The following is a 24,733-nucleotide window of genomic DNA, read 5'->3' as shown; positions in this document are numbered from 1 at the left end:
AGTTGAATATTATTAATTTTAAAGTTAATATTATTGATATAATCATAAGGGAGAGGCGATGAGATGGAATCAGTAGGAATCGTCATTGGTATTGTCGCAGTCTGTATCGTACAATTTTATTTAGCGAGGCGCGGAAGACTCTTTAGTCTTATCATTCCAGTGATCATCATTGGTCTCGGAATTTACGTCTATTTCGGAACAGGTCCACACTCATCGGATCGAGAATCGGTGATTCGGATAGGAACGTTTGCCTGTTTATCACTCATAATTTCAATGGGTGAGGTGGGTGTCGACTCGCGCCGTAAGCAACTGAAGCGTGAAAAAGATCGAATGGAGATTCAAGATTTGTAAGAGAAGTGAGGGAACACGATGGAACGACAAGACGTGCCCGCTTGGGTACTGGCACTCGAACAGGAGCATCTCGAGTTCATCCGAAAGTTCGTCTTGAGCTCCGGTTCGTTGAAGGATATGGCAGCTGCCTATCAAGTATCCTATCCGACTGTCCGGGCGAAGTTGAACCAGTTGATTGAGCGGATTGATTCGGTGCAACAGGAAGATGTCGAATTCATCAATATGATCAAGAACCTGGTCTTAGATGAACGGTTGAGTCTTGATGTGGCGAAAACGATCATCGATTCTTACCGCAAGGGTCAAGCGAAAGAATAAGCCAAAAAACGAGATTCCCGCCGGACGGAAATCTCGTTTTTTTTATTGTTTATCGTTCTTTTTATCCTGTTCCTTCTTGATCATCTTCTTTGCTGCTGAGCGGAAGCGGAAGATCAGGTAAAGACGATAGAAGTCGATTGCGGCGAACAAGGTCAGGAGGATCGTCCAGAAGTTGAAGACCGTTCCTGCCTCGACTGAGTTGTTGTAGGCAAGAAACATGAAAAGAACACCAAAGATGGCATAGAACAATGCCATGAAGTTCGAGCTTTGACGCATGAAAACACGACCTTTCGTAAATTAAGACATCGCGTAGATGGCAAGTACGACGATTCCGTTGTTAAAGACATGGATGGCGATCGGAGCAATGATCCGGCGCGTCTTGACGAAGACGAGCGAGAAGACAAAACTCATCGCGACATAGATCAAAAATTTGTTGTCTAGGTGGATCAGTCCGAACAAGGCACCCGTCAAGATGAAGCTGAAGAAGAAACCGAGCTTCGAGGAGAGATTGCCGAACATGATATGCCGGAACAAGAACTCTTCCATGATTGGTCCGAGCAGGACGACCATGACTTGCAGGAGTGGGATGACTTGAATCGCTTGAATAATTTGATCCGTATTTTGCGATTTCGCGACATTCTCGATCCCGCCTGCCATCCAGGCATCGATCAAGTTGACACCGATCAAGAGCGCATACAAGAGCACGATCCCGATTCCGATCCATTTCAACGTATCCATCGGATCGGTTTGACGTCCCTCTGCCTTCCACTTCTGCCAATCGGGACGCAGGCAGTAGTAGGAGACGATGACGGCGACCGTGAAGCCGATCGCAAGCCACCAACCGGCGACGTCAGCAATGACGTTCTTCGGAAGGAAATACTGGAACGAACCCGGAACCAATTGGACGATCAGATAGATGATGATCGGGATGACGTGACGCTTTTGCCACTTCTCCGCCATCACGAAAGGCAGACTGATTGGATTTTTCATCGTACAGGACACAACTCCTTTGTAATGAAGGTACTGTCCCGATTGTAACAAACAAACGGTCTTGGCGCACGATTGACGATGATTCAAAGGTGTCGATTTCGGGAAAACGGATAAAGGTTCAGGCTTGAATTCAGAAGAGAAAGCGTATAAGATAAAAATATGTTAGCACTCAACTAAAGTGAGTGCTAAAAAAACAGTCATTTTCAAGGAGGATGTTTCGCATGTTAAAACCACTTGGTGATCGCATCGTGATCGAAGTCGTTAAAAAAGAAGAAACAACACTCGGAGGAATCGTTCTTCCTGGGTCAGCGAAAGAAAAACCACAAGAGGGTAAAGTCGTCGCTGTCGGTACAGGCCGTGTGACAGAGCAAGGCGTACGTGTACCACTTGAAGTGAGTGTCGGAGATCACGTCATCTATGCACAATATGCCGGTTCAGAGGTCAAAGTCGACGGCAATGAATACTTAATTTTACGCGAAAGCGATATTTTGGCAGTAGCCGAGTAATTCAGTTAATCATCTAAAGGGGGATTTCAGTCATGGCAAAAGACATTTTATTCAGTGAAGAAGCACGTCGGGCAATGCTCCGAGGGGTCGACGCATTAGCGGATGCAGTCAAAGTCACGATCGGACCAAAAGGACGCAACGTCGTCCTCGAGCGAAAGTTCGGTTCACCACTCATCACGAATGATGGCGTGACGATCGCGAAAGAAATCGAACTCGAAGATCACTTCGAGAACATGGGTGCAAAACTCGTTGCAGAAGTTGCCTCAAAAACGAATGAGATCGCAGGGGATGGTACGACAACAGCGACAGTCCTCGCACAAGCGATGATTCGGGAAGGTCTCAAAAACGTCACAGCGGGCGCAAACCCGATGGTCATCCGTAAAGGAATCGAAAAAGCAGTCCGTCGCGCTGTCGAAGAGTTGCACACGATCGCAAAACCAATCGAAGGTAAAGAAGCAATCGCCCAAGTCGCAGCGATCTCAGCAGCGGATGAAGAAGTCGGTCAATTGATCGCAGAAGCGATGGAACGTGTCGGTCAAGACGGTGTCATCACGATCGAAGAATCACGCGGCTTCACGACAGAACTCGACGTCGTTGAAGGGATGCAGTTCGACCGTGGTTACGCGTCACCATACATGATCACAGATTCAGATAAGATGGAAGCGGTCCTTGAGAACCCGTACATCCTCGTCACGGACAAAAAAATCTCGAACATCCAAGAGATTCTTCCGGTCCTCGAGCAAGTTGTTCAGCAAAACAAACCACTCCTCATCATCGCAGAAGATGTCGAAGGTGAAGCACTCGCGACACTCGTCGTCAACAAACTACGTGGTACGTTCAACGCGGTAGCAGTCAAAGCACCAGGCTTTGGTGATCGCCGGAAAGCGATGCTTGAGGACATCTCGATCGTCACAGGCGCAGAGTTGATCACAGAAGACCTCGGTCTTGATCTGAAAGAAACACAAATCACGCAACTCGGTCGTGCGTCGAAGGTCGTCGTCTCAAAAGACAACACGACGATCGTCGAAGGACATGGACACGGAGATTCGATCGAAGCACGCGTCGGTACGATCCGTGCGCAAATCGAAGAGACGACAAGCGACTTCGATCGTGAGAAATTACAAGAGCGTCTGGCGAAACTCGCAGGTGGCGTAGCAGTCGTCAAAGTCGGAGCAGCAACCGAGACTGAGCTCAAAGAACGTAAGCTCCGGATCGAAGATGCACTCAACGCGACACGCGCAGCAGTCGAAGAAGGCATCGTAGCAGGTGGGGGAACAGCTCTCATTCACGTCACGAAAGCTGTCGAATCGATTCTGTCGGTCTCAACAGGCGACGAAGCAACAGGTGTCAACATCGTTCTTCGTGCACTTGAAGCACCACTTCGTCAAATTGCGGAAAACGCAGGTCAAGAAGGCTCAGTCATCGTCGAGCGTCTCAAGCATGAAGCACCAGGAATGGGCTACAATGCGGCAACGGACGAGTATGTCGACATGATTGAAACAGGAATCGTCGATCCAGCGAAAGTAACGCGTTCAGCACTTCAAAACGCAGCATCTGTTTCAGCGATGTTCTTAACAACGGAAGCCGTTATCGCCGATAAACCAGAACCAGCTGGATCTGCTCCTGCAATGCCTGATATGGGCGGCATGGGTGGAATGGGCGGAATGATGTAAAAAACTAACTAGCTCTAAAGCATTAACTTTCCGGTATTTAGAAAGTTAATGCTTTTTGTTTAGAAACTCTAAAAATAATCCCTATAGACAATATGAAGAAAATTTTGTAAAATATTTATAGGCCATTAGGTGGCGAACGGAAATCATATATTCGGGTGTATTTATTATGCTCGAGTTGGAAGGTCCCATCTCCTTAAAATGGGATCTCAAGTGAGGACTTATTTTTAATTATGATTTGCGTGGAAAGTCTTGTCTAATAGATAAGACTTTTTCTTATTTTATAAGGAGGTTTGTTTAATTTGTTATTAAACGAAATTGAAAATCATATTGAGAAATTAGCTGAAAGAAAAGCAAAAGAATTTCAAAAATATCATAATAACATGGATATAATACATAAAAGAGAAAATAGAAGAGTCTTAAACCCGAAACCTAAAGTAATAAAAACTCCCGAAGAATGGAGTGTAGGTAAAAGGTTTAACCCCTTTTATGTTCTGAAAAATAAAAAGAAAATTGCTAATTCAATATTTAAAAAATTAATTGATGGTACATATGTTCCTCATAATCCTTATGAGAAGAAAATTAAGAAAAAAAATAGTGAAAAAACAAGATCTGTATTTATTTATGAAATACCTGACGAAGCGGTATCGAATTATTTGTATAGTAGACTTTTAAGTAAAAATAAACATAGATTTAGTTCATTCTCATATGCGTATAGAAGCGATAGAAATGTTCATTACGCTATCCAAGATATTGCTTTGGACATAAAAATGAATCCTAGGTTATTTGTAGCAGAATTTGATTTTAGAGACTTTTTTGGTTCGATTAATCATGAATACTTAATCGATCAATTTAATAAAAATGGATTTTTAATCAGTGATTTTGAGAGTGGATTAATAAAAAAATTCTTGAGTTGTTTTACTAAAGGTATAGATCAAGGTACCTCTATATCATTATTTTTAGCTAACATGGCTTGTTGGTCTCTGGACAAGAAGCTTGAGATAGAGGGACTCAGATTTGCAAGATATGCAGATGATACAGTTATTTGGGCGGGGAGTTATCAAAAGATTTGTAGGGCCTATGAAATAATTCAGGAGTTTTCTGTAGAAACCGGTGTTGAAATAAATTTCGATAAATCTCATGGCATTAGTTTACTTACGAAAAAGGATATGCCTAATGAGTTTCCTAACTATAAAAATTATATTGATTTTTTGGGATATAGCCTTTCGGGAGATAACATAAGTATAAAAGAACAATCTGTTATTAAAATTAAAAAACATATTAGCTATTTACTATATACAAATTTGATACAACCAATAAATACATCACCTTTAAGATCAGTAGAAATTCCGAGTAATGATATGGATAAAGATTTTTTAACTGCGATTATGCAAGTACGGAGATATCTATATGGAAATTTAAATGAAAACATGTTAAGAAATTATCTGAATGGGTCATATAAACGTCTTAATTTTAAGGGGATTATGTCGTTTTATCCTTTGCTAGATGATGAAAAGCAGATGGAAGAGTTAGATAGATGGTTACTATCTACAATATTAAATATTTTAAGAAAAAGAAAAAATATCTTGTTGAAAATTGGATATGATAGATCTAATCAATTTCCCTTTAGTTTAAATGAGGATAACCTTCTCAGAATTTGTAAGCATAAAAAAATCTACAATAAAAAAGGATTATTTGAAATTCCTAGTTTTAAAAGAATATATAAAGCTGTTCAAGAATCTGTGATTACAAAAGGTATTGAAGAAACTATGCATCCTAAATCAAACAAATATAATTATTGAATTTATTTAATTTAGGATACAAAAAGATAATAAAAACATTTATTGGAATATTATCGTTGTTTACTTAAACTGTTTTGTTTGACTATCTTATCCGACAGCTTTAACTGCTCACTCACATCCTTCACTTGATTTCGACAGAACTTCAGCTCGACCTTTTTCTCAGTCGATACATCATAACAAGTGCCTTCGCCTGATGCTTTCGTCAAATCCGCTTCATAGTAATAGTCTTTATAGCGGAACGAACCATCACGGAAGCCCGTCAGATTCGGTTTGTCGTCGATGAGGGATTGCCCCATCATATAGGATGTCTTGAGATTCAACAGATCAATGATCGTTGGTGCGATATCAATTTGTCCGCCATTCTTTTTCATGACCCGACCGGTTTGTTGGTCGGGTTTTTTGATGAAGAGTGGAATGCGTCGTTCGAGTTCGAAAGCTGCTACTGGAGACGAGACATCTGCTTTTTTGCGCATCTCACTGCCTTCATTGACGAGTCCACTATCGTGATCGCCATAAAAGATGACGAGGGACTGGTCCCAAAGATCGCGTTGTTTCAACTCGTCGATCATCTTCCCGATACCGGTATCGACGTAATGGACAGTCTGGTAATACCGTTTCAACATTGGATCCTTATATCCAGACAGATCAAGCTTCTGATCTTCCTTATCGATCTCATACGGTGTATGACTCGTCAACGCGACTAAAAACGAGAAGAACGGTTCTTGCAGCGTCTCCATGTGATCAATCGATTCGAGGAAAAACTGCTGATCGTTCAACGCCATGCCGATCTTTTTTTCTTTTGAATAATCCTTTTGACTGAAGAAGTGCTTGAAACCGATGTTCTTGTAAACATCGTCACGATTCCAGAAACCTTTTTCGTAAGCGTGCATTGCTGCTGTATCGTACCCGTTTTTCTCAAGTAATGCAGGGAGCGGCTCGAATTCATTCGTCGGATATTGCGTATAGACAGAGCCTGATTTTAATGGATAAAGCGATGTGTTCGTGATGAACTCGGCGTCCGAAGTCCGTCCTTCATGTGTCTGGTGGTAAAACGACGAGAAGTAGAGCGATTCCTTTTTCAACTGATTCAGGTTCGGCGTTACTTCTTCGCCATTAATGGTCTGGTCGATGACTGAAGCCTGGAACGATTCGAGCTGTACCAAAATGATATTTGGTGTCTGCTTCGGACCGGTTGGATTCGTCTGTTCCTTTTGATTGATGCGCTGTTGCTCCTGAGCCGTCAATCCGTCGCTTGGTCGCCCGGTCACGCCTTTGAAAGCGTCCCACCCGTGATAACCCCAAAAGCCGAACAGGTAGTAGTCACGCATATCGGAGATTGTTGCCGTCGGTTGACGATCTTCTGTTAGCGTCCGGTACGTCAGCAGTGAAGCAGACAAAATAATGCCACTGACTGCAAGGAGTCCAGCTGTCCGGCGTCGTGTTTGCGCTGTCGTTACTTCCGGTCGTTTGCGGAAGACAAAGAGCAGTACCATGAAAATCAAACTATCAGCGAACAAGAGGAAGTCTTGCGGTACGATCAAGGCAGTGAAGCCGCTACTGACGTCACTCATCTGCGTCATCTGTGAAAGGAGCGAGACGGAGAGGAAGTCCTCGAAGTAACGGTAGTACCACATGTCGGAAGCAAGTAGAAAACTGTGTGCCAGCAATAGACCGAGCCAGACCCAGCGGCGTTTATTCCACGGAATCAGTAACGTCCAGCTCGACAGGATCAGCATGCCGGCCAGGTTCATGAGTGTTAAATGGAGCGAAAGATCGGTCTTTGTAAAATAACTAAATAGCATGAACTTGAGCATGCCAAGTAACAGATAAAGTGTGTAACGAATCGCCATGGTCAGTACTCCTTACGTGTGTCGTCAATCGGTCTTTACCCTGAATCGAAACGTATCGAACGCTTGAGTGTTTTCTTCAAAAAGCATTAGAAAAATCACTGTATATGGAATAAAATAGAAGTAATCACTTATTTTTGAAAGGATGTTCTACATAGATGAACTGGAAACATTGGATGGGAAGTGCCGCGCTGATTTACGGTACATGGATGACGCTCACTGTAAGTGCGGATGCTGCACCGTATGACGTCAAAACGAAAGATCAAGCAATCGTTGGATTTTATGATTTAGAGACAAAAGAGACGACACCTTATCCGAAAGACGTCTCACCGTATATGGTGATGCGGGCGACGTCAGCCGATAAAACGTTGTTCTTGTATGAAGATTATTATGGAGACGAAACCGAGCATCCTTATTATTTGATTGATGCGAAGACGGGAACTTCGGAACTGCTGACGCTTCCAGAAGACAAGGAGTACCTGCGTGTCTTGAATCGCGATATGGTGATAGGGTATACCTCGTTTGATAAGTTATCAGTCTTTATTCGCGAAGGGGATCAATTTGTTGAGCAAGATACGATGAAAGTGACTTCTCAAGATCGGTTGCAATGGATTGGTGCGAATCGTTTCTCGATCCAACGAGAGGACAGTGCTGATTGGTATGATGTGAATCCGGACGGTACATTCTCAAAAGTCCGTTCCGTTGACGTGAAGCGGTTCTCGCCTTTAATCAATGACTGGATCTTAGATGATGAACAGGACATGTTGCGTCACGTCGTCACCAATCAACAAATCACCTTACCGAAAGTCTCAAGAGGATACTACGTCCAGGGAGCTTACGAAACGAAAGACGGATTGTACGTTCAACTGGTCGATTCTAGTTCGTCAAACGAGTCATCGTTATTCTACTTAGATACAGCAAGTGGACAATTGAAGACACTCGTTGACCATTCAAAGCAATTAGCGAATGAACTGTTAGCGGATGGAAAAGCCATCTACCGGAGCAAGGATCAAGCGACGATGTTATCGTTTGCGTCTTATTTGCGCCAACCGATCGCAATCAATGACTTGACGAAGGATGATACGACGTTGCTCGAAGGAACGGTTCTAGCTCCTAGCGTTGAGCTGACGCGTATAGATGGAACGACAGGTATCGTTGAGCCCAGTAAATTATCGTTCACTGGGAATGTCGAACTGAAAAACGAGCTGTTCACGATCACGACGATTCCGAAACGTTTACCGTATAGTGAGTACCGGACGATATACACGACTGAAACCGGTAAGGTCTTGGAGGACCTGACACGTTATCAATACCAGCGTTATTTAACAGCTCAGGGTTCAGCGATTCCAACCATTAAGGAAGGTACAACATCCTATAGCTTTAACATCAATCAAAGCGATGTTCCGGTGACGGTCTATGGAAAAGAGGGTGTCCTCATCGGAAGAGCTGCCTCCGATGAGACAGGACGTGTCCAAATCAACGTGTCGACGAAAAATCTTGTCGGTCAGGTGATGCGTTGGACGTTCGGAAATACACGAGACTTCAATCAAGAAGCATCCGTGAACCGGACCGTCGCAGGTTATGAAGTACCACGCATTACCCAGTCGAAAAACGATAATTTTAAATTCATCACATACCGCTTAGAAAGTGCCAAAGAAGGCGGTATCTATAAAGTCTATGCAGGTAAACGACAAATTCAATCTGTTCCAGCAACGAAAAAGACAGAGATCACGATTCCGTATACGAATGATTTAGCGTCATATCGTGTTACACGAAGTGGTGAGTATCCTACGAAATCACTCTCTTTGAAAGATAGCGTGATGATTTACAGTAATCTATCCGCACCCCTAACGGATGAACACACGACGATTGAAGGAATTCTTGATGGAGATGCCGATTACGGAAAGCTGTATATTGATGGGAAATATACGGCATATATCGATCGGAAGAAAACGCAGAGTTTTGCGATTAAGACAAAACCGCTAAAGATGGGTCAAGTCGTGACGTTCGTTGCCCGTAAAGGAACACAACTTCAAGTCTCCGGGCAGAAAGTCGTGGCGGCAGCTAATCCAAAACTCAAGTCGTACACGACGTCACTCAGTCCGACGAGTACATCGTGGAAAGTCAAAGCGACGAAAGGAAAGACGATCGTCGTCACGATCAATAAGAAGCGATACACGAAACTCGCAACCGGTAAGACACAAACGATGACGTTCCCGAAACAAAAACGAGGCACCCGGGTCACGGTACATGCGGAGTCGATCAAGCTGCGTAAGAGTAAGACCTTTAGTTTAACGGTTAAATAATTGATCGGACAGGAATCCTTCACGGCAGACGTTGTCTTACGGGATTCCTGTTTTATTTTAAATTGGTCGTTAGTTCAAGCATTTGGTTAAAGAATTGGGCGGAATTTCCTCTTGAATTCAAACAATTGACGTTAATTTAAGCGAAAAGCGGGAATAGAAAGCGTGTACGTCCATCGTCTGTCACTGTCTTTAAAAAAAGGAGCGAAGTCATGTCAAACGTGAAACTAGCAGTCATCTATTACAGCTCAACCGGAACGAACCATCAACTTGCCTCATGGGCAAAAGAAGCGGGAGAAGCAGCAGGAGCAGAAGTCCGTCTTGCGAAAATCAAGGAGACAGCCCCAGCAGAAGCGATTGCTTCGAACCCGCTATGGCAAAAGCATGCGGATGCTACACGTGATATTGAAGAAGCGACACCGGATCTACTCGATTGGGCAGATGCGATCATCTTTAGTGTCCCGACACGTTACGGTCATGTACCGGGACAATTCCAACAGTTCCTCGACACGACAGGCGGACTTTGGGCACAAGGCAAACTCGTCAATAAAGTCGTCAGCGCGATGTCATCGGCACAGAATCCACATGGTGGACAAGAAGCGACTGTTCTCGCGGTCTATACGACGATGTTCCACTGGGGCGCGATTGTTGCAGCACCGGGGTATTCGGATCCTGTTTTGTTCGCAGCGGGCGGAAATCCATATGGTACATCGGTGACTGTCGACCAAGACGGTAACATGGTTGAATCGGTCGAACCGGCTGTACGCCATCAAGCAAAACGGACGGTTGAAGTGGCAAGCCGTCTCAACTCATAAAATTACCTAATGTTAAAAGCGCCGGAATGCTGATTCGCATTCTGGCGCTTTTTCGTATACATCATGTATGTTGTATCAACGGAAGTTCGACTGTGAACGTCGAGCCCTGACCTTCGATTGATTCGACGTGAATCTCCCCGTCGTGTCCACGGGCGATTTCACGACAAATTGAAAGTCCAAGTCCGGTACCACCGATTTTACGGGTATCCGAGTTGTCGACACGATAGAATTTTTGGAACAGGTTACTCATCGCAGAAAATGGAATCCCGATACCCTCATCTTGAATCGCGACCGTGACACGTGACGCGTGTCGCGTCAGTTGAATGTCAATCGTTCCACCAGCGGGTGAATATTTGATCGCATTGTTGATCAGGTTACTGAACAATTGGCGAATTTTTTTCGCATCCCCTTCGACGATCAGCGGTTCGACATTCCGTGAAATCTGAATCGCGTGGGACGAAGAGGATAGGCTATGCAACTGTTTCAAATCGCGGATCATCGCGACGATATCAAATGGTGCCATCTCGTATTCCTGACGATTCGCTTCCATCCGTTGCAAGTCGAGGAAATCATTGATTAACAGTGATAGGCGTTCTGTTTCCGAATGGACAGCTTCGAGATACTTCTTTTGTCGCTTCGGTGGCAGGTCCCGCTGAATCATCAGCTCGGTAAAGCCATAGATCGACGAGAGTGGTGTCCGTAGTTCATGCGAGATCGTCGAGACAAGTTCATTTTTGATCCGGTCGATCTCAACTTCGTTCGTCACATCACGTAAGACGAGTAGAATCCCGCGGAACTGTCCACCATAATGAATACTTTCGGAATACGTCTTGATGAAGCGTCGCTCGTGATCGATCGAGAAGGTGATTCCTTCACCGATTTCTCGTTTCACGAACGTCTTTTTCAAGTAACGTTCGAATTCCGGTAGTTGGTCGACGCGATGCTTGAGTTGAACGATAGACGGAGTGATGTTCATCAGCCCATTCTCATCGAGACTGTCATCAACCGGATGGTCGAACAGATCGAGTAATGGTCGGTTGATCAACTGGATGTCACCTTCTGGTTCGATATAGACGATCGATTCACGGATCGAGTTCAACAGTCGCGCTGTTTTTTCCCGTTCGCGTTCAATCTCGTCGAACGTCCGCATCCGTAGGAGTGACAACGCTAGCTGACGCGCGAAGGCAGCGAGTTCTTCCTGCTCGTAACGATCAAACCGATCCTGATTACGGGACAAGAAGATATAGGCGATGATCTCATTTTGACTCGGATCAAGAACCGGTGTGACAGCGCGCGCGACTTCATCTTCGAACTGCGTATGCGGTCGTTTATCTTGTCGCGACTCACGCAATAACGGCTCAATCGTTGGCATCCAATCCTCGACTGTGAGCGGTGTCTGTGGATAAAAGACGATATCGATGACTTTCGTACCATCTTTGAAAATCAAGGCACCTTGCGTCGCATTCGTGATTTCAACCATCTTTTGAATGACGGCAGGATAGGCACTGATGCTATCACGCGACGCTAGTGTCTCCGTCAATTGATTACGTAGCCGTAAATGGGACTCGTTCCGTTGCGTCAGTTTCAACGCATCTTCGAGAGTGACGTTCGTCGACATCAATTGGTGTTTGTTTTCAATCAAGGCTGTCGCCATCTGATGGAACGATTTACTCAATTCACCGATCTCGTCAGCACGGTTCAGCGGAATCAACGGTAACGTATGCTCACCACTTGCAAGGAGCTTGCTCTCCTTGCTAAGAAGATGGATCTGTCGCGTCGTCCGTTCGATGAACGGGCGGACGATCAGCAAGATGACGAGGAACAACACGATCAGGTTGACGAGCCAAATCCACTCAGCGTACTTCGTCTGCATGACAAGCTGTTCTTTTGCACCGAGTTCTTTCGCGCGGAGACTACTCCGGTAGTTCGTGAACGTACTCTCCATCGTGTTGACACTTTTACGCATCGTTTCACTGTTCGAGGCATTCATCTTGAACTTCCGATTCGGGTCCTGAGGTACTTGTGGCATCATCGCTTTTAGACTCGGCATCTGCAGGAAACGCTCGTCAATCGTGCCCGATTGCTTTGCTTGGACGTATTTAATCAAGCTCGGCATGACGAAATTGGTATAAGAATTATAGAGCGACCGGATATCAGACGCATAGATTTGATCCGCCTTGTAGAGACGATTCTTTTCAAACCAAGCCGTCTGTTGTTCGAGTGATGCCTTCTTTTCATCAATCACGTCGAGCACGGCGTCATCTCCGAAGACGATATAGCCCCGCATCTCGTATTGAAGGGACTGCCAATCGTCCCACAGTTTCGTCGCTCGATCTTCACGCATGCTGATCGCATCGAGCTCTTGTTTCGCATCCATGACTTGATGGTTCGTATAAAAATAAGCAGCCAGGGAAGAGATCAATAGTGTAATAAGAATGAGATAAAATGACGACATGATCTGTCGACTGATCTTTTGATTGAACCATTTTCGCATATGGATTATGGATGCTCCTTTGTACATGTGAGTCGAGGGTCGATTAGATGTATGACATTGGAATATTTGTTACCGTAATCGTACATTTTTTAGACGGATAAATATAGTCATAATACTTAAAATATCTTCAAAGTAAGAGATTCACGTTCACAAGAAAATAAAGAACGACAAAAAAGCAGGACGAGAGCCTAGTCTCATCCTGCTTCGATACCTATTAATGATGTTCAACGACAATCTTTCCAATCGTTTTTCCACTTTCGACGAGACGGTGTGCTTCTTTTAGATTGTCGGCGTTCATGCCGATCAATGTCTGCTTGACCGTCGTCTCGAGCGTATGCTCTTCGATCCATGCTGCGACTTGCGTCAGAATCTCATGTTGACGAATCATATCATCTGTCATAAACAGTGGACGGGTGAACATGAATTCCCAGACGAACGTCGCACTCTTTTGTTGGAGCGCACTTAAATCGAGTTTTTGATCAGTCTCGACGATGCTACAGATTTTCCCTTGCGGTGCGATCACATCGACCATCGTCTCGAAATGTTGGTCCGTCGCATTGAGACAGAAGATATAGTCAACGTATTTGTAGCCGAGGGCTTCCAGCTGAGGACGGAATGCGTCGTGGTGATTGATCGTATGATGTGCACCGTGTTCCTTCGCCCAATCAATCGTCTCGTCACGCGACGCCGTTCCGATGACGGTCAGCCCAGCGTGATTCGCGAGTTGTGTCGCGATTGAACCGACACCACCAGCAGCTCCGATGATGAGGATCGTCTTCTCGAGATTCGACTTAGCATCAAACGTCAATCCAAGACGATCGGTCAATGCTTCGTAAGCTGTCAGCGTCGTCAACGGGAGAGCAGCCGCTTCACTGAACGTCAACCGTTCCGGCTTTTTGGCGACGATTCGTTCATCGACGAGTTGGAAGTCGCTGTTTGACCCTGGGCGCTGAATCGCACCGGCGTAATAGACTTCATCACCGACTTGGAAGAGGGAGGCATCATCGCCAACTTCAACGACGACTCCGGCTGCATCATAGCCGATCACTTTCGGAGCGTCTTCATCTTTTCCGTGAGCGCGGACTTTCGTATCGACCGGATTAACGGAGACAGCTTTGATCTCAACTAGTAGATCGTGCCCCGTTGCTTCCGGGCGTGGTAGTTCTAAATCAATCAGACTTTCGTGTTCCGTCAGTGGTAAGTGTCGGTGAAAACCGACAGCGGACATATTCGACATCGACAATCATCCTTTCCAGATATGAATCGTTTCTCTCCATCTGTTCCACGCGCGTTCCGTCTTAAAACCAGTTGCGAAACTTTGAAAACGGATTCCCCTTCTGTCGTCAACGGAAGAACCTTGGATAGCTATGGTAGCATATGAGAGTAGCTATCCATTTTCGAGAAGGAGCGATTTTATATGTATGACGTCATCTCTCTACCGGCAGGACCGACTCAGGTTACCATTGAACGTTTCCTCGTCCATGCGCATCCGCACCCCCGTCCGTATCGACCCGCACGTTTGATTGCCTTACGTCAAAGTGGTGGTGTCATGCATCGACTGTATCGTACGGAGCGGGAAATCGTGCTCTTTCCGCACGAGGCGCTCGCCCCGCAAGTCGAGCGTCTCTCGTGCTCGCAACAGGAGCGTGTTCTAGCGTATATCGAGGAACGGCGCGCGAGCTTCGGTTTTGATGAAGGGGAGGAATACAAATTTTACTTACTCGAAGTGGCATACGAACTCCGTCATCTGCCACGAACGGATCGACCGATTCGCGCACATACGTACTATCAACTGGATGAACTGTTGTCGGGTCGACCGCTCGTCTTGCGAGCAAAACAGACGGAGGAGATGAAATGAAACGTATTCAACAGATTGGAATTCCAGTGAAGGATATTAAGCGTAGTACAGCATTTTATCGGGATGTTTTGCAATTATTGGTCTTATTTGAACTTGAGACGATGGTTTTCTTTCAGTGTGGCGATATTCGATTGATGTTGACTTTACCAGAGACAGAGGCATTCGATCATCCGAGTTCCGTCTTGTATTTTGAAGTCGATTCGCTGCCAGCAGAATATAAGCGGATGCAAAAGCAAGGTGTTGTTTTTCTCGGGGAACCCCACATGATTACGCGTTCCGAGACAGAAGAGACATGGATGGCGTTCTTTAAAGATTCGGAACAGAATACGATGGCGTTGACGGCACAAGTCGCCGTGATCATCTAAACGAAATAGCCTGCTTCTGATCACATGGTTCGTGAAAAGAAGCAGGCTATTTTTAAAGTGCTGGCGTTGGCGTCGGTGTGACACCGGTCTTCGCGTAAGTTTGATCGATTGCAGTCCGAATTTCCTTGACGGAGCTACCTTTTTGATAAGCGACGATCGACTGTGCCGCGATATCGAGACACGTACCACACGTAATGCCGTGCGTCGTCCAGGTCGTTGACGTAGCAGTTTGTTCCTCGATGAAGCAGTCATAGTTACTCGTATGACCCGCAGATTCACCACAACCGCAATAACATGGCATCTTCTTCAATAAATCAGGATGTTTAGCGACGGACCGATAGATTGTTTGAATCGATTGATCCTGCTCATCGAGAAAAGCAGGTAACGTGTCCGGTCCCGCGGTCTTCTCGAGTTGATCACCGGCACCATGACTGGCATGGTCAGCGTGATCTTCGTGATTCGTGTGTTCTGTTTTTGGAGTATCCGTCTGTTCAGCTGTCCCGCATGCAGCGAGCAACAGGCTGAGACTAAGTGGAAGTCCAAAACGATACAGTCGTCTTTGCATAGTCGGCCTCTCTTTCATTGTCTTACCTTCATTATAAGGAAAGTAAAACGATGAAAGCATGACGATTTATTGACGCTTATTTCGTGAGTGCTTGTGTGATCGTCTTGATGTTCGCTTGTATCATGCTATAGTACGTGTCGCCGTCTTTACCCGGTGCTCCGAGCGAGTCGGTGAAAAGCGTACCAGCGATCGGAACACCGGTCTCACGAGAGACAGTCTCCATACTCCGCCGGTCGACGCTTGTTTCGACGAATAGGACAGGGATGTCTTGCTCCTTGATCGTATCGACGATCCGGCGAACTTGTGCCGGCGTTCCTTGATTATCCGAGTTGATCTCCCAAATATAATCCGCTTTGACGTCATAGGCAGTTCCGAAGTATTTGAAGGCACCTTCACTCGTGACGAGGTGACGTTCTGCTTTCGGAATGTCGGCAAACTGCTTTTTCGCTTCCTGATCAAGCGTCTGCAGTTGTTTGATGTAAGCCTCGGCATTTTTCTCGTAGTCCGCTTTGTGCTTCGGATCTTCCTTGATCAATGCCTGCTTGACGTTTTCGACGTATTGAATGCCGTTGCTCACATCGAGCCACGCGTGCGGATCGGTTTCTGATTCCTTGCCTTTCGTCGTCAGGTACTTTGGTTCGACGCCTTGACTTAAACGATAGACTGGCGCGTCAGACGCATCTTTACTGGTCGTTGCCCGAAGTTTGTCGAACCAGGCACCGCCGGCTTCAAGATTCAGACCGTTATAGAAAACGACATCCGCATCCGCCATCGCTTGTACGTCTGCCGGAAGTGGATCATACTCATGCGGATTTGCCCCGATCTTGACCATGCTGTGAACATCGACGTGTTCACGACCAACTTCGCGGGCGAGATCAGCGAGGATTGAATACGTCGCAACGACCTTCAGCTTTCCGTTATCTTCTGCTGGTGTCGAACAAGCAGCAAGCAAGACCGTGCTGAGGAGGACGAACAGAAAAAATTTTAATTTCATACAGTAGACTCCTTTCGTTTCCGGTGACGCATTAGACCATGGCGTGGTGAAAAGACGAAGACGAGCGCGAACAGCGTCGTCGCGACAAGAACGATCGATGCCCCAGAGGATAAATTGTAGGTGAAGCTGAAATACAGTCCGACGATGGCGGACAGCGTACCGAAACCTGCTGCTAGGAACAGCATCCGCGAGAGACGATTCGTCAGTAAATACGCTGTCGCAGCTGGTGTGATCAGCATCGCAACGACGAGGATGATGCCGACCGTCTGAAGGGAAGCGACGGTGACGAGTGTCAGTAACGTCATCAGTCCGTAATGAATCCAGCGTGTCGATAGTCCATAGGCTTGCGCCATTGTCGGGTCAAAGGAACTGATCAGCAACTCTTTGTAGAACAAGAAGATTCCCCCGAGGACGATCAATCCGATAATGACGGTCATCCACATATCGCTCGGACGGACCGCGAGGACGTTGCCGAACAAAATGTGATAGAGATCGCTACTGCTGCGCAAGAACGAAATCAAGATGATCCCGAGGGCGAAGGCGGACGTGAATAGTATGCCGATCGCCGTGTCGTTCTTGATGCGACTGTTTTGGCTGACGAAGCCGATTCCCAGTGCCGTCACGAGACCTGTGACGATGGCACCGATCAAGAAGTTGATCCCGAGTAGATAAGAAATCGCGACACCAGGTAAAACGGCGTGCGAAATCGCATCACCCATTAACGACATCCCGCGTAAGATGATGAAACAGCCGATCACGCCGCAGATGATGCCGACCATGACGGCGGTGATCATCGCTTTTTGTAAGAACTCATACTGAAATAATGCCTCGATGAACGTCATCCTTGTCCCTCCTTACGTCGTTCGAATAGGGGTAAGCCATACGCTGGTTCGAGCCACTCCGGCGTCAAGATATCAGACGGAGGACCGACAGCGATTAGTTGTTTGTTCAACAGCATCAACGTGTCGAAGTAGTCCTCTGCTTTATGCAGATCATGGTGGACGACGACAATCGTCCGCCCTTCGGCTCGGAGTGTCCGTAAGAGTTCGATGATCATCTGCTCACTGGCGACATCGATACCGACGAACGGTTCGTCCAGCAACAGTAGTTCTGCTTCTTGGGCAAGGGCACGCGCCAGAAAGACCCGTTGTTGTTGTCCACCTGACAGTTCACCGATTTGCCGTTTGGCATGATCGGCCATATCGACGCGCTCAAGGCAATGTATCGCGAACTGCTTTTGTTCCTTTGATGGACGTCTGAACAGATCGAGCTTCGGATAACACCCCATCAGTACGACATCTTGGACACGCACAGGAAAATCCCAATCGATCGCGCTACGCTGAGGTACATAGGCGACACGAGACCGGACAGCTTCGAGTGGTTGATCGAGTACGCGTAACTGCTCGATCCGAGCGGGAATCAGACCGAGGATGGCTTTTAAGAAAGTGGATTTACCGGCACCATTCGGTCCGATGATACCAATCAGCGAAGCGACCGGAAGACGGACGGATACATCGGCGAGTGCATGTGTATCAAAATAGGAGACCGTGAGACGGTTAACATCAAGGGCGTACATGAATGCTCACTCCTTTGGTTTTGTGGTGTAGAGAAGGAAAGTTTCCTTATGGCAAAAAACAGCTTAAAATTTTTTGATCATTCATTACTAGAGAAAGATTCGGTCTACTAATAATGTTTCCTTAAGGCAAACTTTAAAGCCGTAAGAAACAGTTGTCAACTGTTTTTCGATATCGATCGCGAATCAACTCGTGCTAAGATGAAAAGGCAGAATCGTATGGGGGTGAGGAGATTGCGTCAGACAGCAGAACAACAATGGAAGTGGCTATTGCTCGATGCGCTTGCGAAGGAAAAGCGAGAGCAAGCACAGCAAGTCATCGAAGAAGTCTATCCGTATGACATCGCGCAAGTATATGAAGAATTAGGAGAAGACGATCAGGCACGACTCCTCGATTATCTCGATCACGAACGATTGGCAGATGTGCTTGAGGAGCTCGAAGGAGAGCAACGTCTTGCCGTCTTGCGTCGTTTAGACGTCGAGCGCGCCGGGCATGTCCTCGATTTAATGGAAAACGATGATGTCGCGGATTTACTGGAGGAACTGGGACCAGAAGAAACTGACCGTTTGCTTGGTAGCATGCGGACAGACGAGGCACTGATCGTCCGCAATCTCTTGACGTATCCACCGGAGACGGCAGGGCGTTTGATGACGAACCGGTTCATCTGGGTGGGAGAGGATTTCACGGTCGGTGAGACGGTCGAGAAGATGCGTGACTACATCGAATACTCGGAGACGATCAATTACGTGTACGTCGTCAATCAACTCAGTGAACTCGTCGGTGTCATCTCATACCGGGACGTCATCTTAGCTGAAAATACGGAACGAATCAGCGATGTCATGGAGACGAAGGTGATTCGGGTCGCAGCAGAGACCGATCAGGAAGAGGTCGCGCAATTGTTCGAACGCTACGATCTCGTTTCGCTACCGGTCGTCGAAGGCGATGTTCTCGTCGGATTGATTACGGTCGATGATGCACTAGATGTCTTACGGGAAGAAGCGAATGAAGACATCGAGAAACTCTCAGCATCCGGTAAATCAATTGATTTCGAGACGAAGCCGTGGATTGCTGCAACCCGGCGCTTGCCATGGCTCGTCTTGTTACTGTTCATCGGGCTCGTCTCCGGATCAATCATCAGTCAGTTCGAAGAGACGCTTTCAAAAGTTGTCGCGCTCGCCTTTTTCATGCCAATGATTGCTGGGATGACCGGAAATACCGGTACCCAATCGCTCGCGGTCGTCGTCCGTGGATTGATCACGCGTGAAGTCGATAAGCGGGTCGCGACGCGATTAATCCTACGAGAACTTTGGGTTGGTTTGATCATTGGTGTCATTTGTGGCGTCTTGATTGCTATCATTGCGTACGTCTGGCAAGGAAGTGCCGTCTTAGGTCTTGTCGTCGGCAGCTCACTCGTCATCACGCTGATTTTTGGAACACTGGCTGGAACGATCATTCCGCTCATCTTACATCGCTTAAAGATCGACCCGGCGATTGCGTCCGGACCGCTGATCACGACGTTAAACGATATCTTGTCGCTCCTCGTCTACTTCGGGATCGCGACCGCGTTCATCAGTCGCTTGATGTAAAAAAACCGAACCGATTCGCCTTCTCTTCAAGAGAAAGGGAATTGGTTCGGTTTTTTTCATGCATTCTCATGCGTCGTGCGAATCCAGACCGCCAGTGGACCGACGTCGTCAAAGCCTGCTTCGAGCGCCGTGATCAGGTGATCACCGTATTCGTATCCGACGAGCGGTTGACCGGGGAAGTGTGCGGAGCACAAGCGTGCGATATCATCCCATAAGCGTTCATCAAGATAGTCGGAACTAACGTACATCAATCCGGTCGTCGTTTGGTTCGAGTAGGCGATGCAACTTGCCTGTTGTGCTTCGCAATAGAAAAAGCGGACGTCCGGATGTTGCCATAACGATTCCGGTAACTCCGGTGTCGCTTGGATTGCTTGGAAGCGAGTAAACTGCGTGGCATCCGTGACGACAGACCAATCGACGGGAAGAGCGCGACGATCGAGTATGGCGGAACGGGTCATCCATTCCGCTGTGAACAGGTGACTGAGACCAGCGCTTGAGAAATCATAGCTCGCCGTACAGTCCTTGATGCTGTACACGTCGGTTGCATTAATTCGCTGATGAGGAAGGCGAACCATCAGTTCCGGATAATAACTTGGAACGCTTCCTTTAGCGAGCCAGGTCGATTCGGTTTCTGTCACCTGGCATCCGACTTGTTCACAAACAAGGCGACACCAATCGAAATTGTTTTGGATGGCAGATTGACGCATATTTGATTCCCCCTTAATCCTCTTCCGGTTGTTTAATCAAAACGTATGACAAGGTAGCAATTAACGTCAAGAACAACCCGCAGCCGATCGTGATATACGCCATCGTGAAGACCTTACCGAGCGTCGTCGTCGGGATGAATGTCGGATGCCCGACCGTACTCAGTGTCGTGATGCAAAAGTAAAGCGCATCGATGACCGAAAGGTTTTCTTCCGTACTGTAGAAGATCGTCCCAGAGACGAGTGTCAACAAACAAAGAATCAGTAGTCCGCGGAAGTAAGACAAGTGAAAGGCGCGGCGCAATCCCTTGAATAGGCGTGAAAAAATCGTCAGTACAGATATCATCGAATCTCTCCTTTAAGATCGGTGCGTCAAGTCCATCGTATCATGAATAAGATAATCATTCTTTCCGGCATGTTTGACACCATCTATCACCTGATCAACCTGTAAGTTCAAGCGAAGAGGCATTTTTCTTGAATGGAGGAAGAACATCCTATAAGTAAGTGAACGTGAATAAGCTAAGCAGTTGGTGTTGCGGATGTGATGGATTGCGTAAAAATATATCAATCGACATATAGAACATGATGAAGGTCGGAATCAGATAGACGATCGTAAAAAGAAATAAGGACGGCATACGTTCCGCCCTTCGAGATAATTTTTAGGTAGATAGTCTCAGTATAGTAGGCGAAGATTGCTTAGGCGGATTGAAATTTTTAAAAAAGGGGAATCATTCGAGATTTAATGTCAGTCGTCGTATTTTAGCGACACCTTGGAGTCCTGACGGATCATGATGCGTCTTATGGGCGACGAAATGTTCATCGGCTTCCGTCGTCCGGATTCGTAACGGACGTTCGTCACGGTGGACGACCTCGAAGATCACCTCAGCCAGAGCTTCTGCCGATTGGCGGTCGGTATGTCGCGTTCGGTACGTCTGCAAATAAGCGGTGATGATCGGTTTGAAGTCGTCTTCGTGTAAGCCACCCGTCCGTTCGAGTTGATCGAGAACATTTGCGGTAAAGTTCGTCTCGACGGCGGCCGGTTCAATCAGGGTGACGTCGATGTTGAAGTACGGTTTATAGTAGGTCGCAAGACTTTCGAACAGCCCTTCGATCGCAAACTTACTGGCACAATACAATTCATTCATCGGTTGACCGACGAGACCACTGACGCTTGAAGTAGCGATCAAGTGACTACCTTCCGGTGCTTGTTTGAGTAAGGGGAGGCAGGCTTCAATCGTTCGGATGACACCGAAGACGTTCGTTTCGAAGAGTTGCTTGATTTCATAACTTGTCGCTTGACCGAGTGCGCGCAGTAAACCGTGACCGGCGTTGCAGAGTACAACGTCCAGGTGATCGACCTCTTGTTCGATTTGCCGGATGGCTGCCTTCACGCTTGTTTCATCTGTGACATCGAGCGACAAGAAGGTGAGCGTCGGTAACGACACAGTCATCTCACCCGGACTCCGAACACCAGCGTAGACAGACCAGCCGGCTTCCGCAAACCGCTGCGCCGTCGCCAGACCGATACCGGAAGAAGCGCCCGTGATCAATATCGTTTGCATATCAATTCCTCCGTTCTGAAAGTAGTTGTCTTCTATTATTTACCCGAATTATCGTCGAATTATTTGCAATAAAATTGCATATAGTAATGAAAAAACTTAATATAAAGAAAAAAGGAGGTAGGAATCGATGGGGCAAATCGAACGGCTGCAACAGATGCGGGAATGGATCAAGACGAGTCCTGAAATTTCGCTGGATCAACTGATGCAGGAGTATCAGATTTCACGAGATACCGCACGTCGTGACGTCATCGTCCTCGAACAAGAAGGGGAGATCATTCGTGTTAAGAATGGATTAGTCCGTGCTGGTGGGACGCTTGCATATGAACAGCGGACAGAGAAACCAGAAAAACGGCGGATCGGACAGCGCGCAGCGCGTCACGTCCAAGCGAATGATCGCTTATTGCTCGACGCTGCAACGACGGTATCTGAGATGGCACGGGCACTTCCACCGTATTCACTACAGGTCATCACGAACTCACTCGATATCGCCGATCACGTCGGAGCGCGGAGGGATATTGAGCTGTACGTCACGGGAGGGCGTTTCGACCGGCATGCGCGAAGCTTGAGTGGGATCAAGACGGCAGACGACATCCTGAATTATCAAGTCGATTGTGTTTTTCTTGGAGCATGTGGGTTGACGGAAGAAGGACTTTTTGCGGAACAACTCGAAGAAGCGGTCGTAAAGAAAGCGATGATTCGAAGTGCGACCCGTGTCATCGTCCTCGCAGACCATACGAAGTTCAATAAACGCTTTTTGCATAAGGTCTGCGACTGGGGACAAATCGATATGCTCGTCACCGATCAAGTACCAGACGCAACGTGGCAAGAACGACTAGATCATTATCATGTCGATCTCGACGTGACAGAGGAGGAAACAACATGAACTCGATTCAAACGACGCTCGTCGGATTTGGTTTTTCAGCGGTGACGTTTCACGTTCCGTTCTTACAGGCATTACCGGCATTCGAAGTGACGCAAGTCGTCTCGAGTCGACCGGAGCAGGTGGCACAACATTTCAGTGAGGCGACAGTCGTCGCGACACTCGCTGAAGCTTTGCAAGATGAGAGTACGGAACTTGTCGTCATCACGACACCAACGGCACTGCATTTCGAAATGGCAAAACAAGCGATCGAAGCAAAAAAGCACGTCTTACTCGAAAAGCCGGCCGTCGTGACGATCGAAGAAGCACTGGCGCTGCAAACGTTAGCAAAACAACACGGGGTGCAGGTCGCCGTCTATCAAAACCGTCGCTTTGACGGGGACTTCCTGACACTTGAACAATTGATGGAAATGAATGAAATTGGGGACTGGCAAGTCATTGAGTCACGCTTTGATCGCTATCGCCCGGTTGTTCGAGAGCGTTGGCGGGAACAAACGGGTGATGGTGCCGGCATCCTGTTTGATCTCGGCTCACACTTACTCGATCAAGCACTTGCCTTGTTTGGAGAACCGGATGCTCTGACGGGCGATGTTTACCTGCAACGTGACGGTGCTGTTGTCGATGACGGTTTCCATGTCACGCTACATTACGGTACGCGGCGTGTCATTCTTCGCTCGGCATCCTTCATCCAAGGACCGACACCGCGTTTTGAGTTCCATGCGACACGCGGCAGTTACATCAAATACGGAATGGATCCACAAGAAGGACGGCTTGCGAAAGGTCATGCTGTCGATGGACAGCTCGGCGAAGATGAAGTGGACTCCTATGGATATCTCCAGATCGCCGATCAGCCAGTCGAGCGCCTCGCGACACTTCCAGGCAGTTATGCGACGTTTTACGAACAGTTGGCGGAAGGGCTTCGCGGTGGACGGGTACCTGTCGATTTACGCGACGCTGAAAAAACAATGCGCTTGATTGAAGCAGTGCGCATCAGCAGTGATGAAGGACGACGCCTCTTACGAAAGGAATGGGATGCATGGAAGAATTGAAAGTGCTGCTCGCGGAAGAGGAAGAACTCGTCCTGACGTCACTGACGAACACGGAAGCGATCGGGATGGGACATGAGTTGATCGGACGGGCGATGAAAGAGAACTTGTCGGTTGCCGTTGAAATCAAACGGAATGGGCAGCGTTTATATTACGCGGCGCTCGATGGTACGGCACCGGATCAAGAAGAGTGGATTCGCCGGAAATCGAACGTCGTCTTGCGACATGGCTATAGCTCGCTGTACATGCGTCGGTATAATGAGAGCAAACATCGCTCGTATCATACGATGTATGCTGTTTCTCCAGCCGATTATGTCGATGCTGGCGGATCATTCCCGATCCGGATCGAAGGAGTCGGTGTCGTTGGTACGATCACCGTTTCCGGTCTATCGCAGGAAGCAGACCATCGTCTTGCGACGGAAGCGTTGCGCTTACTTAAGAGACAACAGCTGGAACAGTGATATAGATTCATTCGATGTCCTTGCGATGTTCCATTCGCTTTCCTT

General features: G+C 47.1%; 26 protein-coding genes. 13 read left to right on the top strand and 13 right to left on the bottom strand.

The window, feature by feature from the left end; genetic code table 11:
* Positions 1 to 63: 63 nt before the first annotated feature.
* Both B3M90_RS13055 and B3M90_RS13050 read left to right on the top strand, forming a co-directional pair.
* The gene (locus B3M90_RS13055; protein WP_214852028.1) at positions 64 to 351 is read left to right on the top strand and encodes a hypothetical protein; all 288 of its coding nucleotides are present in this window, start codon (positions 64 to 66) and stop codon (positions 349 to 351) included.
* An 18-nt stretch (positions 352 to 369) separates the two neighbouring features.
* A complete protein-coding gene (locus B3M90_RS13050) occupies positions 370 to 666 on the top strand; it encodes a DUF2089 family protein (protein WP_214852030.1) in 297 nt (98 codons plus the stop codon).
* 42 nt (positions 667 to 708) lie between these two features.
* On the opposite strand, the gene B3M90_RS13045 is transcribed toward B3M90_RS13050, so the two are convergent.
* Positions 709 to 921 (bottom strand): DUF4305 domain-containing protein, encoded by a 213-nt coding sequence (locus B3M90_RS13045; protein WP_290784400.1) that lies wholly within the window; start codon positions 919 to 921, stop codon positions 709 to 711.
* A 42-nt stretch (positions 922 to 963) separates the two neighbouring features.
* Entirely contained in the window at positions 964 to 1,656 is a 693-nt protein-coding gene (locus tag B3M90_RS13040; protein WP_133207865.1) for a CPBP family intramembrane glutamic endopeptidase, read from the bottom strand.
* A gap of 221 nt (positions 1,657 to 1,877) precedes the next feature.
* On the opposite strand from B3M90_RS13040, the gene groES reads away from it, so the two are divergent.
* The 3 genes from groES (at position 1,878) to B3M90_RS13025 (ending at position 5,634) form a co-directional block, all read left to right on the top strand.
* Entirely contained in the window at positions 1,878 to 2,162 is a 285-nt protein-coding gene (gene groES / locus B3M90_RS13035) for a co-chaperone GroES (RefSeq protein WP_023469587.1), read from the top strand.
* 32 nt (positions 2,163 to 2,194) lie between these two features.
* Complete coding sequence (gene groL, locus B3M90_RS13030; protein ID WP_023469586.1) at positions 2,195 to 3,835, top strand: chaperonin GroEL; 1,641 nt, start codon at positions 2,195 to 2,197, stop codon at positions 3,833 to 3,835.
* Positions 3,836 to 4,134: 299 nt separating this feature from the next.
* A complete protein-coding gene (locus B3M90_RS13025; RefSeq protein ID WP_290784398.1) occupies positions 4,135 to 5,634 on the top strand; it encodes a reverse transcriptase domain-containing protein in 1,500 nt (499 codons plus the stop codon).
* Positions 5,635 to 5,684: 50 nt separating this feature from the next.
* On the opposite strand, the gene B3M90_RS13020 is transcribed toward B3M90_RS13025, so the two are convergent.
* On the bottom strand, positions 5,685 to 7,484 hold the full coding sequence (locus tag B3M90_RS13020) for an LTA synthase family protein (protein ID WP_290784396.1): 1,800 nt from the start codon (positions 7,482 to 7,484) through the stop codon (positions 5,685 to 5,687).
* A 155-nt stretch (positions 7,485 to 7,639) separates the two neighbouring features.
* Between B3M90_RS13020 and B3M90_RS13015 the strand changes: the two genes are divergently transcribed.
* Both B3M90_RS13015 and wrbA read left to right on the top strand, forming a co-directional pair.
* Complete coding sequence (locus B3M90_RS13015) at positions 7,640 to 9,787, top strand: hypothetical protein (RefSeq protein ID WP_290784394.1); 2,148 nt, start codon at positions 7,640 to 7,642, stop codon at positions 9,785 to 9,787.
* Between the two features lie 209 nt (positions 9,788 to 9,996).
* Positions 9,997 to 10,599, top strand: coding sequence for an NAD(P)H:quinone oxidoreductase (gene wrbA / locus B3M90_RS13010; RefSeq protein WP_290784392.1), 603 nt, complete (start codon positions 9,997 to 9,999; stop codon positions 10,597 to 10,599).
* 61 nt (positions 10,600 to 10,660) lie between these two features.
* On the opposite strand, the gene B3M90_RS13005 is transcribed toward wrbA, so the two are convergent.
* Together B3M90_RS13005 and B3M90_RS13000 are read right to left on the bottom strand one after the other, a co-directional pair.
* A complete protein-coding gene (locus B3M90_RS13005) occupies positions 10,661 to 13,054 on the bottom strand; it encodes a HAMP domain-containing sensor histidine kinase (RefSeq protein WP_290784390.1) in 2,394 nt (797 codons plus the stop codon).
* Between the two features lie 253 nt (positions 13,055 to 13,307).
* Complete coding sequence (locus tag B3M90_RS13000; protein WP_214853173.1) at positions 13,308 to 14,321, bottom strand: zinc-binding alcohol dehydrogenase family protein; 1,014 nt, start codon at positions 14,319 to 14,321, stop codon at positions 13,308 to 13,310.
* 189 nt (positions 14,322 to 14,510) lie between these two features.
* Between B3M90_RS13000 and B3M90_RS12995 the strand changes: the two genes are divergently transcribed.
* Together B3M90_RS12995 and B3M90_RS12990 are read left to right on the top strand one after the other, a co-directional pair.
* Positions 14,511 to 14,951, top strand: coding sequence for a hypothetical protein (locus B3M90_RS12995; RefSeq protein WP_214852056.1), 441 nt, complete (start codon positions 14,511 to 14,513; stop codon positions 14,949 to 14,951).
* Positions 14,948 to 15,316, top strand: a complete 369-nt coding sequence (locus tag B3M90_RS12990; RefSeq protein ID WP_214852057.1) for a VOC family protein — start codon at positions 14,948 to 14,950, stop codon at positions 15,314 to 15,316. The genes B3M90_RS12995 and B3M90_RS12990 overlap by 4 nt, the downstream gene beginning before the upstream one ends.
* 52 nt (positions 15,317 to 15,368) lie before the next feature.
* On the opposite strand, the gene B3M90_RS12985 is transcribed toward B3M90_RS12990, so the two are convergent.
* The 4 genes from B3M90_RS12985 to B3M90_RS12970 form a co-directional block, all read right to left on the bottom strand.
* The gene (locus B3M90_RS12985) at positions 15,369 to 15,881 is read right to left on the bottom strand and encodes a PCYCGC motif-containing (lipo)protein (RefSeq protein WP_290756325.1); all 513 of its coding nucleotides are present in this window, start codon (positions 15,879 to 15,881) and stop codon (positions 15,369 to 15,371) included.
* Positions 15,882 to 15,957: 76 nt separating this feature from the next.
* Complete coding sequence (locus B3M90_RS12980; RefSeq protein WP_290784388.1) at positions 15,958 to 16,875, bottom strand: metal ABC transporter substrate-binding protein; 918 nt, start codon at positions 16,873 to 16,875, stop codon at positions 15,958 to 15,960.
* Entirely contained in the window at positions 16,872 to 17,717 is an 846-nt protein-coding gene (locus B3M90_RS12975; protein ID WP_290756329.1) for a metal ABC transporter permease, read from the bottom strand. The genes B3M90_RS12980 and B3M90_RS12975 overlap by 4 nt, the downstream gene beginning before the upstream one ends.
* Positions 17,714 to 18,451, bottom strand: a complete 738-nt coding sequence (locus B3M90_RS12970) for a metal ABC transporter ATP-binding protein (protein ID WP_290756331.1) — start codon at positions 18,449 to 18,451, stop codon at positions 17,714 to 17,716. Before B3M90_RS12970 ends, B3M90_RS12975 begins: the two co-directional genes overlap by 4 nt.
* Before the next feature lie 231 nt (positions 18,452 to 18,682).
* Here B3M90_RS12970 and mgtE point away from each other — a divergent pair, with 231 nt between their 5' ends.
* Positions 18,683 to 20,035: a magnesium transporter gene (gene mgtE / locus B3M90_RS12965; protein ID WP_035410763.1), complete on the top strand. Its 1,353-nt coding sequence runs from the start codon at positions 18,683 to 18,685 to the stop codon at positions 20,033 to 20,035.
* 56 nt (positions 20,036 to 20,091) lie between these two features.
* Here mgtE and B3M90_RS12960 read toward each other — a convergent pair whose 3' ends face one another.
* The 4 genes from B3M90_RS12960 to B3M90_RS12945 form a co-directional block, all read right to left on the bottom strand.
* Positions 20,092 to 20,742, bottom strand: a complete 651-nt coding sequence (locus B3M90_RS12960) for a hypothetical protein (protein ID WP_290784386.1) — start codon at positions 20,740 to 20,742, stop codon at positions 20,092 to 20,094.
* Between the two features lie 13 nt (positions 20,743 to 20,755).
* Positions 20,756 to 21,085 (bottom strand): potassium channel family protein, encoded by a 330-nt coding sequence (locus B3M90_RS12955; protein WP_035410757.1) that lies wholly within the window; start codon positions 21,083 to 21,085, stop codon positions 20,756 to 20,758.
* Between the two features lie 148 nt (positions 21,086 to 21,233).
* Positions 21,234 to 21,374, bottom strand: a complete 141-nt coding sequence (locus B3M90_RS12950; RefSeq protein WP_290756335.1) for a hypothetical protein — start codon at positions 21,372 to 21,374, stop codon at positions 21,234 to 21,236.
* Positions 21,375 to 21,467: 93 nt separating this feature from the next.
* Complete coding sequence (locus tag B3M90_RS12945; protein ID WP_214852065.1) at positions 21,468 to 22,301, bottom strand: SDR family oxidoreductase; 834 nt, start codon at positions 22,299 to 22,301, stop codon at positions 21,468 to 21,470.
* A gap of 127 nt (positions 22,302 to 22,428) precedes the next feature.
* Between B3M90_RS12945 and B3M90_RS12940 the strand changes: the two genes are divergently transcribed.
* From B3M90_RS12940 to B3M90_RS12930, 3 genes are read left to right on the top strand one after another with little or no spacing between them, the layout of a single operon-like run.
* Positions 22,429 to 23,184 carry a DeoR/GlpR family DNA-binding transcription regulator gene (locus B3M90_RS12940; protein WP_290753064.1) on the top strand — a complete coding sequence of 252 codons (756 nt, stop codon included), beginning with the start codon at positions 22,429 to 22,431 and terminating at the stop codon, positions 23,182 to 23,184.
* Positions 23,181 to 24,230: a Gfo/Idh/MocA family oxidoreductase gene (locus B3M90_RS12935; RefSeq protein WP_290784384.1), complete on the top strand. Its 1,050-nt coding sequence runs from the start codon at positions 23,181 to 23,183 to the stop codon at positions 24,228 to 24,230. The genes B3M90_RS12940 and B3M90_RS12935 overlap by 4 nt, the downstream gene beginning before the upstream one ends.
* Positions 24,218 to 24,688 carry a heme-degrading domain-containing protein gene (locus B3M90_RS12930; RefSeq protein WP_290784382.1) on the top strand — a complete coding sequence of 157 codons (471 nt, stop codon included), beginning with the start codon at positions 24,218 to 24,220 and terminating at the stop codon, positions 24,686 to 24,688. Before B3M90_RS12935 ends, B3M90_RS12930 begins: the two co-directional genes overlap by 13 nt.
* Positions 24,689 to 24,733: the final 45 nt, after the last annotated feature.

The sequence above is a fragment of the Exiguobacterium sp. UBA6309 genome (assembly GCF_002439205.1).
In the GTDB taxonomy this organism is placed as follows: Bacteria; Bacillota; Bacilli; order Exiguobacteriales; family Exiguobacteriaceae; genus Exiguobacterium_A.
Note: the sequence above shows the minus strand (reverse complement) of the source record. Positions and strands in the feature narration are given on the sequence as shown.

What these genes read in the sequence shown, in the direction of transcription:
- B3M90_RS13055 (WP_214852028.1), top strand. Translation starts at nt 64, where the DNA reads ATGGAATCAGTAGGAATCGTCATTGGTATTGTCGCAGTCTGTATCGTA.
- B3M90_RS13050 (WP_214852030.1), top strand. Translation starts at nt 370, where the DNA reads ATGGAACGACAAGACGTGCCCGCTTGGGTACTGGCACTCGAACAGGAG.
- B3M90_RS13045 (WP_290784400.1), bottom strand. Translation starts at nt 921, where the DNA reads ATGGCATTGTTCTATGCCATCTTTGGTGTTCTTTTCATGTTTCTTGCC.
- B3M90_RS13040 (WP_133207865.1), bottom strand. Translation starts at nt 1,656, where the DNA reads ATGAAAAATCCAATCAGTCTGCCTTTCGTGATGGCGGAGAAGTGGCAA.
- groES (WP_023469587.1), top strand. Translation starts at nt 1,878, where the DNA reads ATGTTAAAACCACTTGGTGATCGCATCGTGATCGAAGTCGTTAAAAAA.
- groL (WP_023469586.1), top strand. Translation starts at nt 2,195, where the DNA reads ATGGCAAAAGACATTTTATTCAGTGAAGAAGCACGTCGGGCAATGCTC.
- B3M90_RS13020 (WP_290784396.1), bottom strand. Translation starts at nt 7,484, where the DNA reads ATGGCGATTCGTTACACACTTTATCTGTTACTTGGCATGCTCAAGTTC.
- B3M90_RS13015 (WP_290784394.1), top strand. Translation starts at nt 7,640, where the DNA reads ATGAACTGGAAACATTGGATGGGAAGTGCCGCGCTGATTTACGGTACA.
- wrbA (WP_290784392.1), top strand. Translation starts at nt 9,997, where the DNA reads ATGTCAAACGTGAAACTAGCAGTCATCTATTACAGCTCAACCGGAACG.
- B3M90_RS13005 (WP_290784390.1), bottom strand. Translation starts at nt 13,054, where the DNA reads ATGTCGTCATTTTATCTCATTCTTATTACACTATTGATCTCTTCCCTG.
- B3M90_RS13000 (WP_214853173.1), bottom strand. Translation starts at nt 14,321, where the DNA reads ATGTCCGCTGTCGGTTTTCACCGACACTTACCACTGACGGAACACGAA.
- B3M90_RS12995 (WP_214852056.1), top strand. Translation starts at nt 14,511, where the DNA reads ATGTATGACGTCATCTCTCTACCGGCAGGACCGACTCAGGTTACCATT.
- B3M90_RS12990 (WP_214852057.1), top strand. Translation starts at nt 14,948, where the DNA reads ATGAAACGTATTCAACAGATTGGAATTCCAGTGAAGGATATTAAGCGT.
- B3M90_RS12985 (WP_290756325.1), bottom strand. Translation starts at nt 15,881, where the DNA reads ATGCAAAGACGACTGTATCGTTTTGGACTTCCACTTAGTCTCAGCCTG.
- B3M90_RS12980 (WP_290784388.1), bottom strand. Translation starts at nt 16,875, where the DNA reads ATGAAATTAAAATTTTTTCTGTTCGTCCTCCTCAGCACGGTCTTGCTT.
- B3M90_RS12975 (WP_290756329.1), bottom strand. Translation starts at nt 17,717, where the DNA reads ATGACGTTCATCGAGGCATTATTTCAGTATGAGTTCTTACAAAAAGCG.
- B3M90_RS12970 (WP_290756331.1), bottom strand. Translation starts at nt 18,451, where the DNA reads ATGTACGCCCTTGATGTTAACCGTCTCACGGTCTCCTATTTTGATACA.
- B3M90_RS12960 (WP_290784386.1), bottom strand. Translation starts at nt 20,742, where the DNA reads ATGCGTCAATCTGCCATCCAAAACAATTTCGATTGGTGTCGCCTTGTT.
- B3M90_RS12955 (WP_035410757.1), bottom strand. Translation starts at nt 21,085, where the DNA reads ATGATATCTGTACTGACGATTTTTTCACGCCTATTCAAGGGATTGCGC.
- B3M90_RS12950 (WP_290756335.1), bottom strand. Translation starts at nt 21,374, where the DNA reads ATGCCGTCCTTATTTCTTTTTACGATCGTCTATCTGATTCCGACCTTC.
- B3M90_RS12945 (WP_214852065.1), bottom strand. Translation starts at nt 22,301, where the DNA reads ATGCAAACGATATTGATCACGGGCGCTTCTTCCGGTATCGGTCTGGCG.
- B3M90_RS12940 (WP_290753064.1), top strand. Translation starts at nt 22,429, where the DNA reads ATGGGGCAAATCGAACGGCTGCAACAGATGCGGGAATGGATCAAGACG.
- B3M90_RS12935 (WP_290784384.1), top strand. Translation starts at nt 23,181, where the DNA reads ATGAACTCGATTCAAACGACGCTCGTCGGATTTGGTTTTTCAGCGGTG.
- B3M90_RS12930 (WP_290784382.1), top strand. Translation starts at nt 24,218, where the DNA reads ATGGAAGAATTGAAAGTGCTGCTCGCGGAAGAGGAAGAACTCGTCCTG.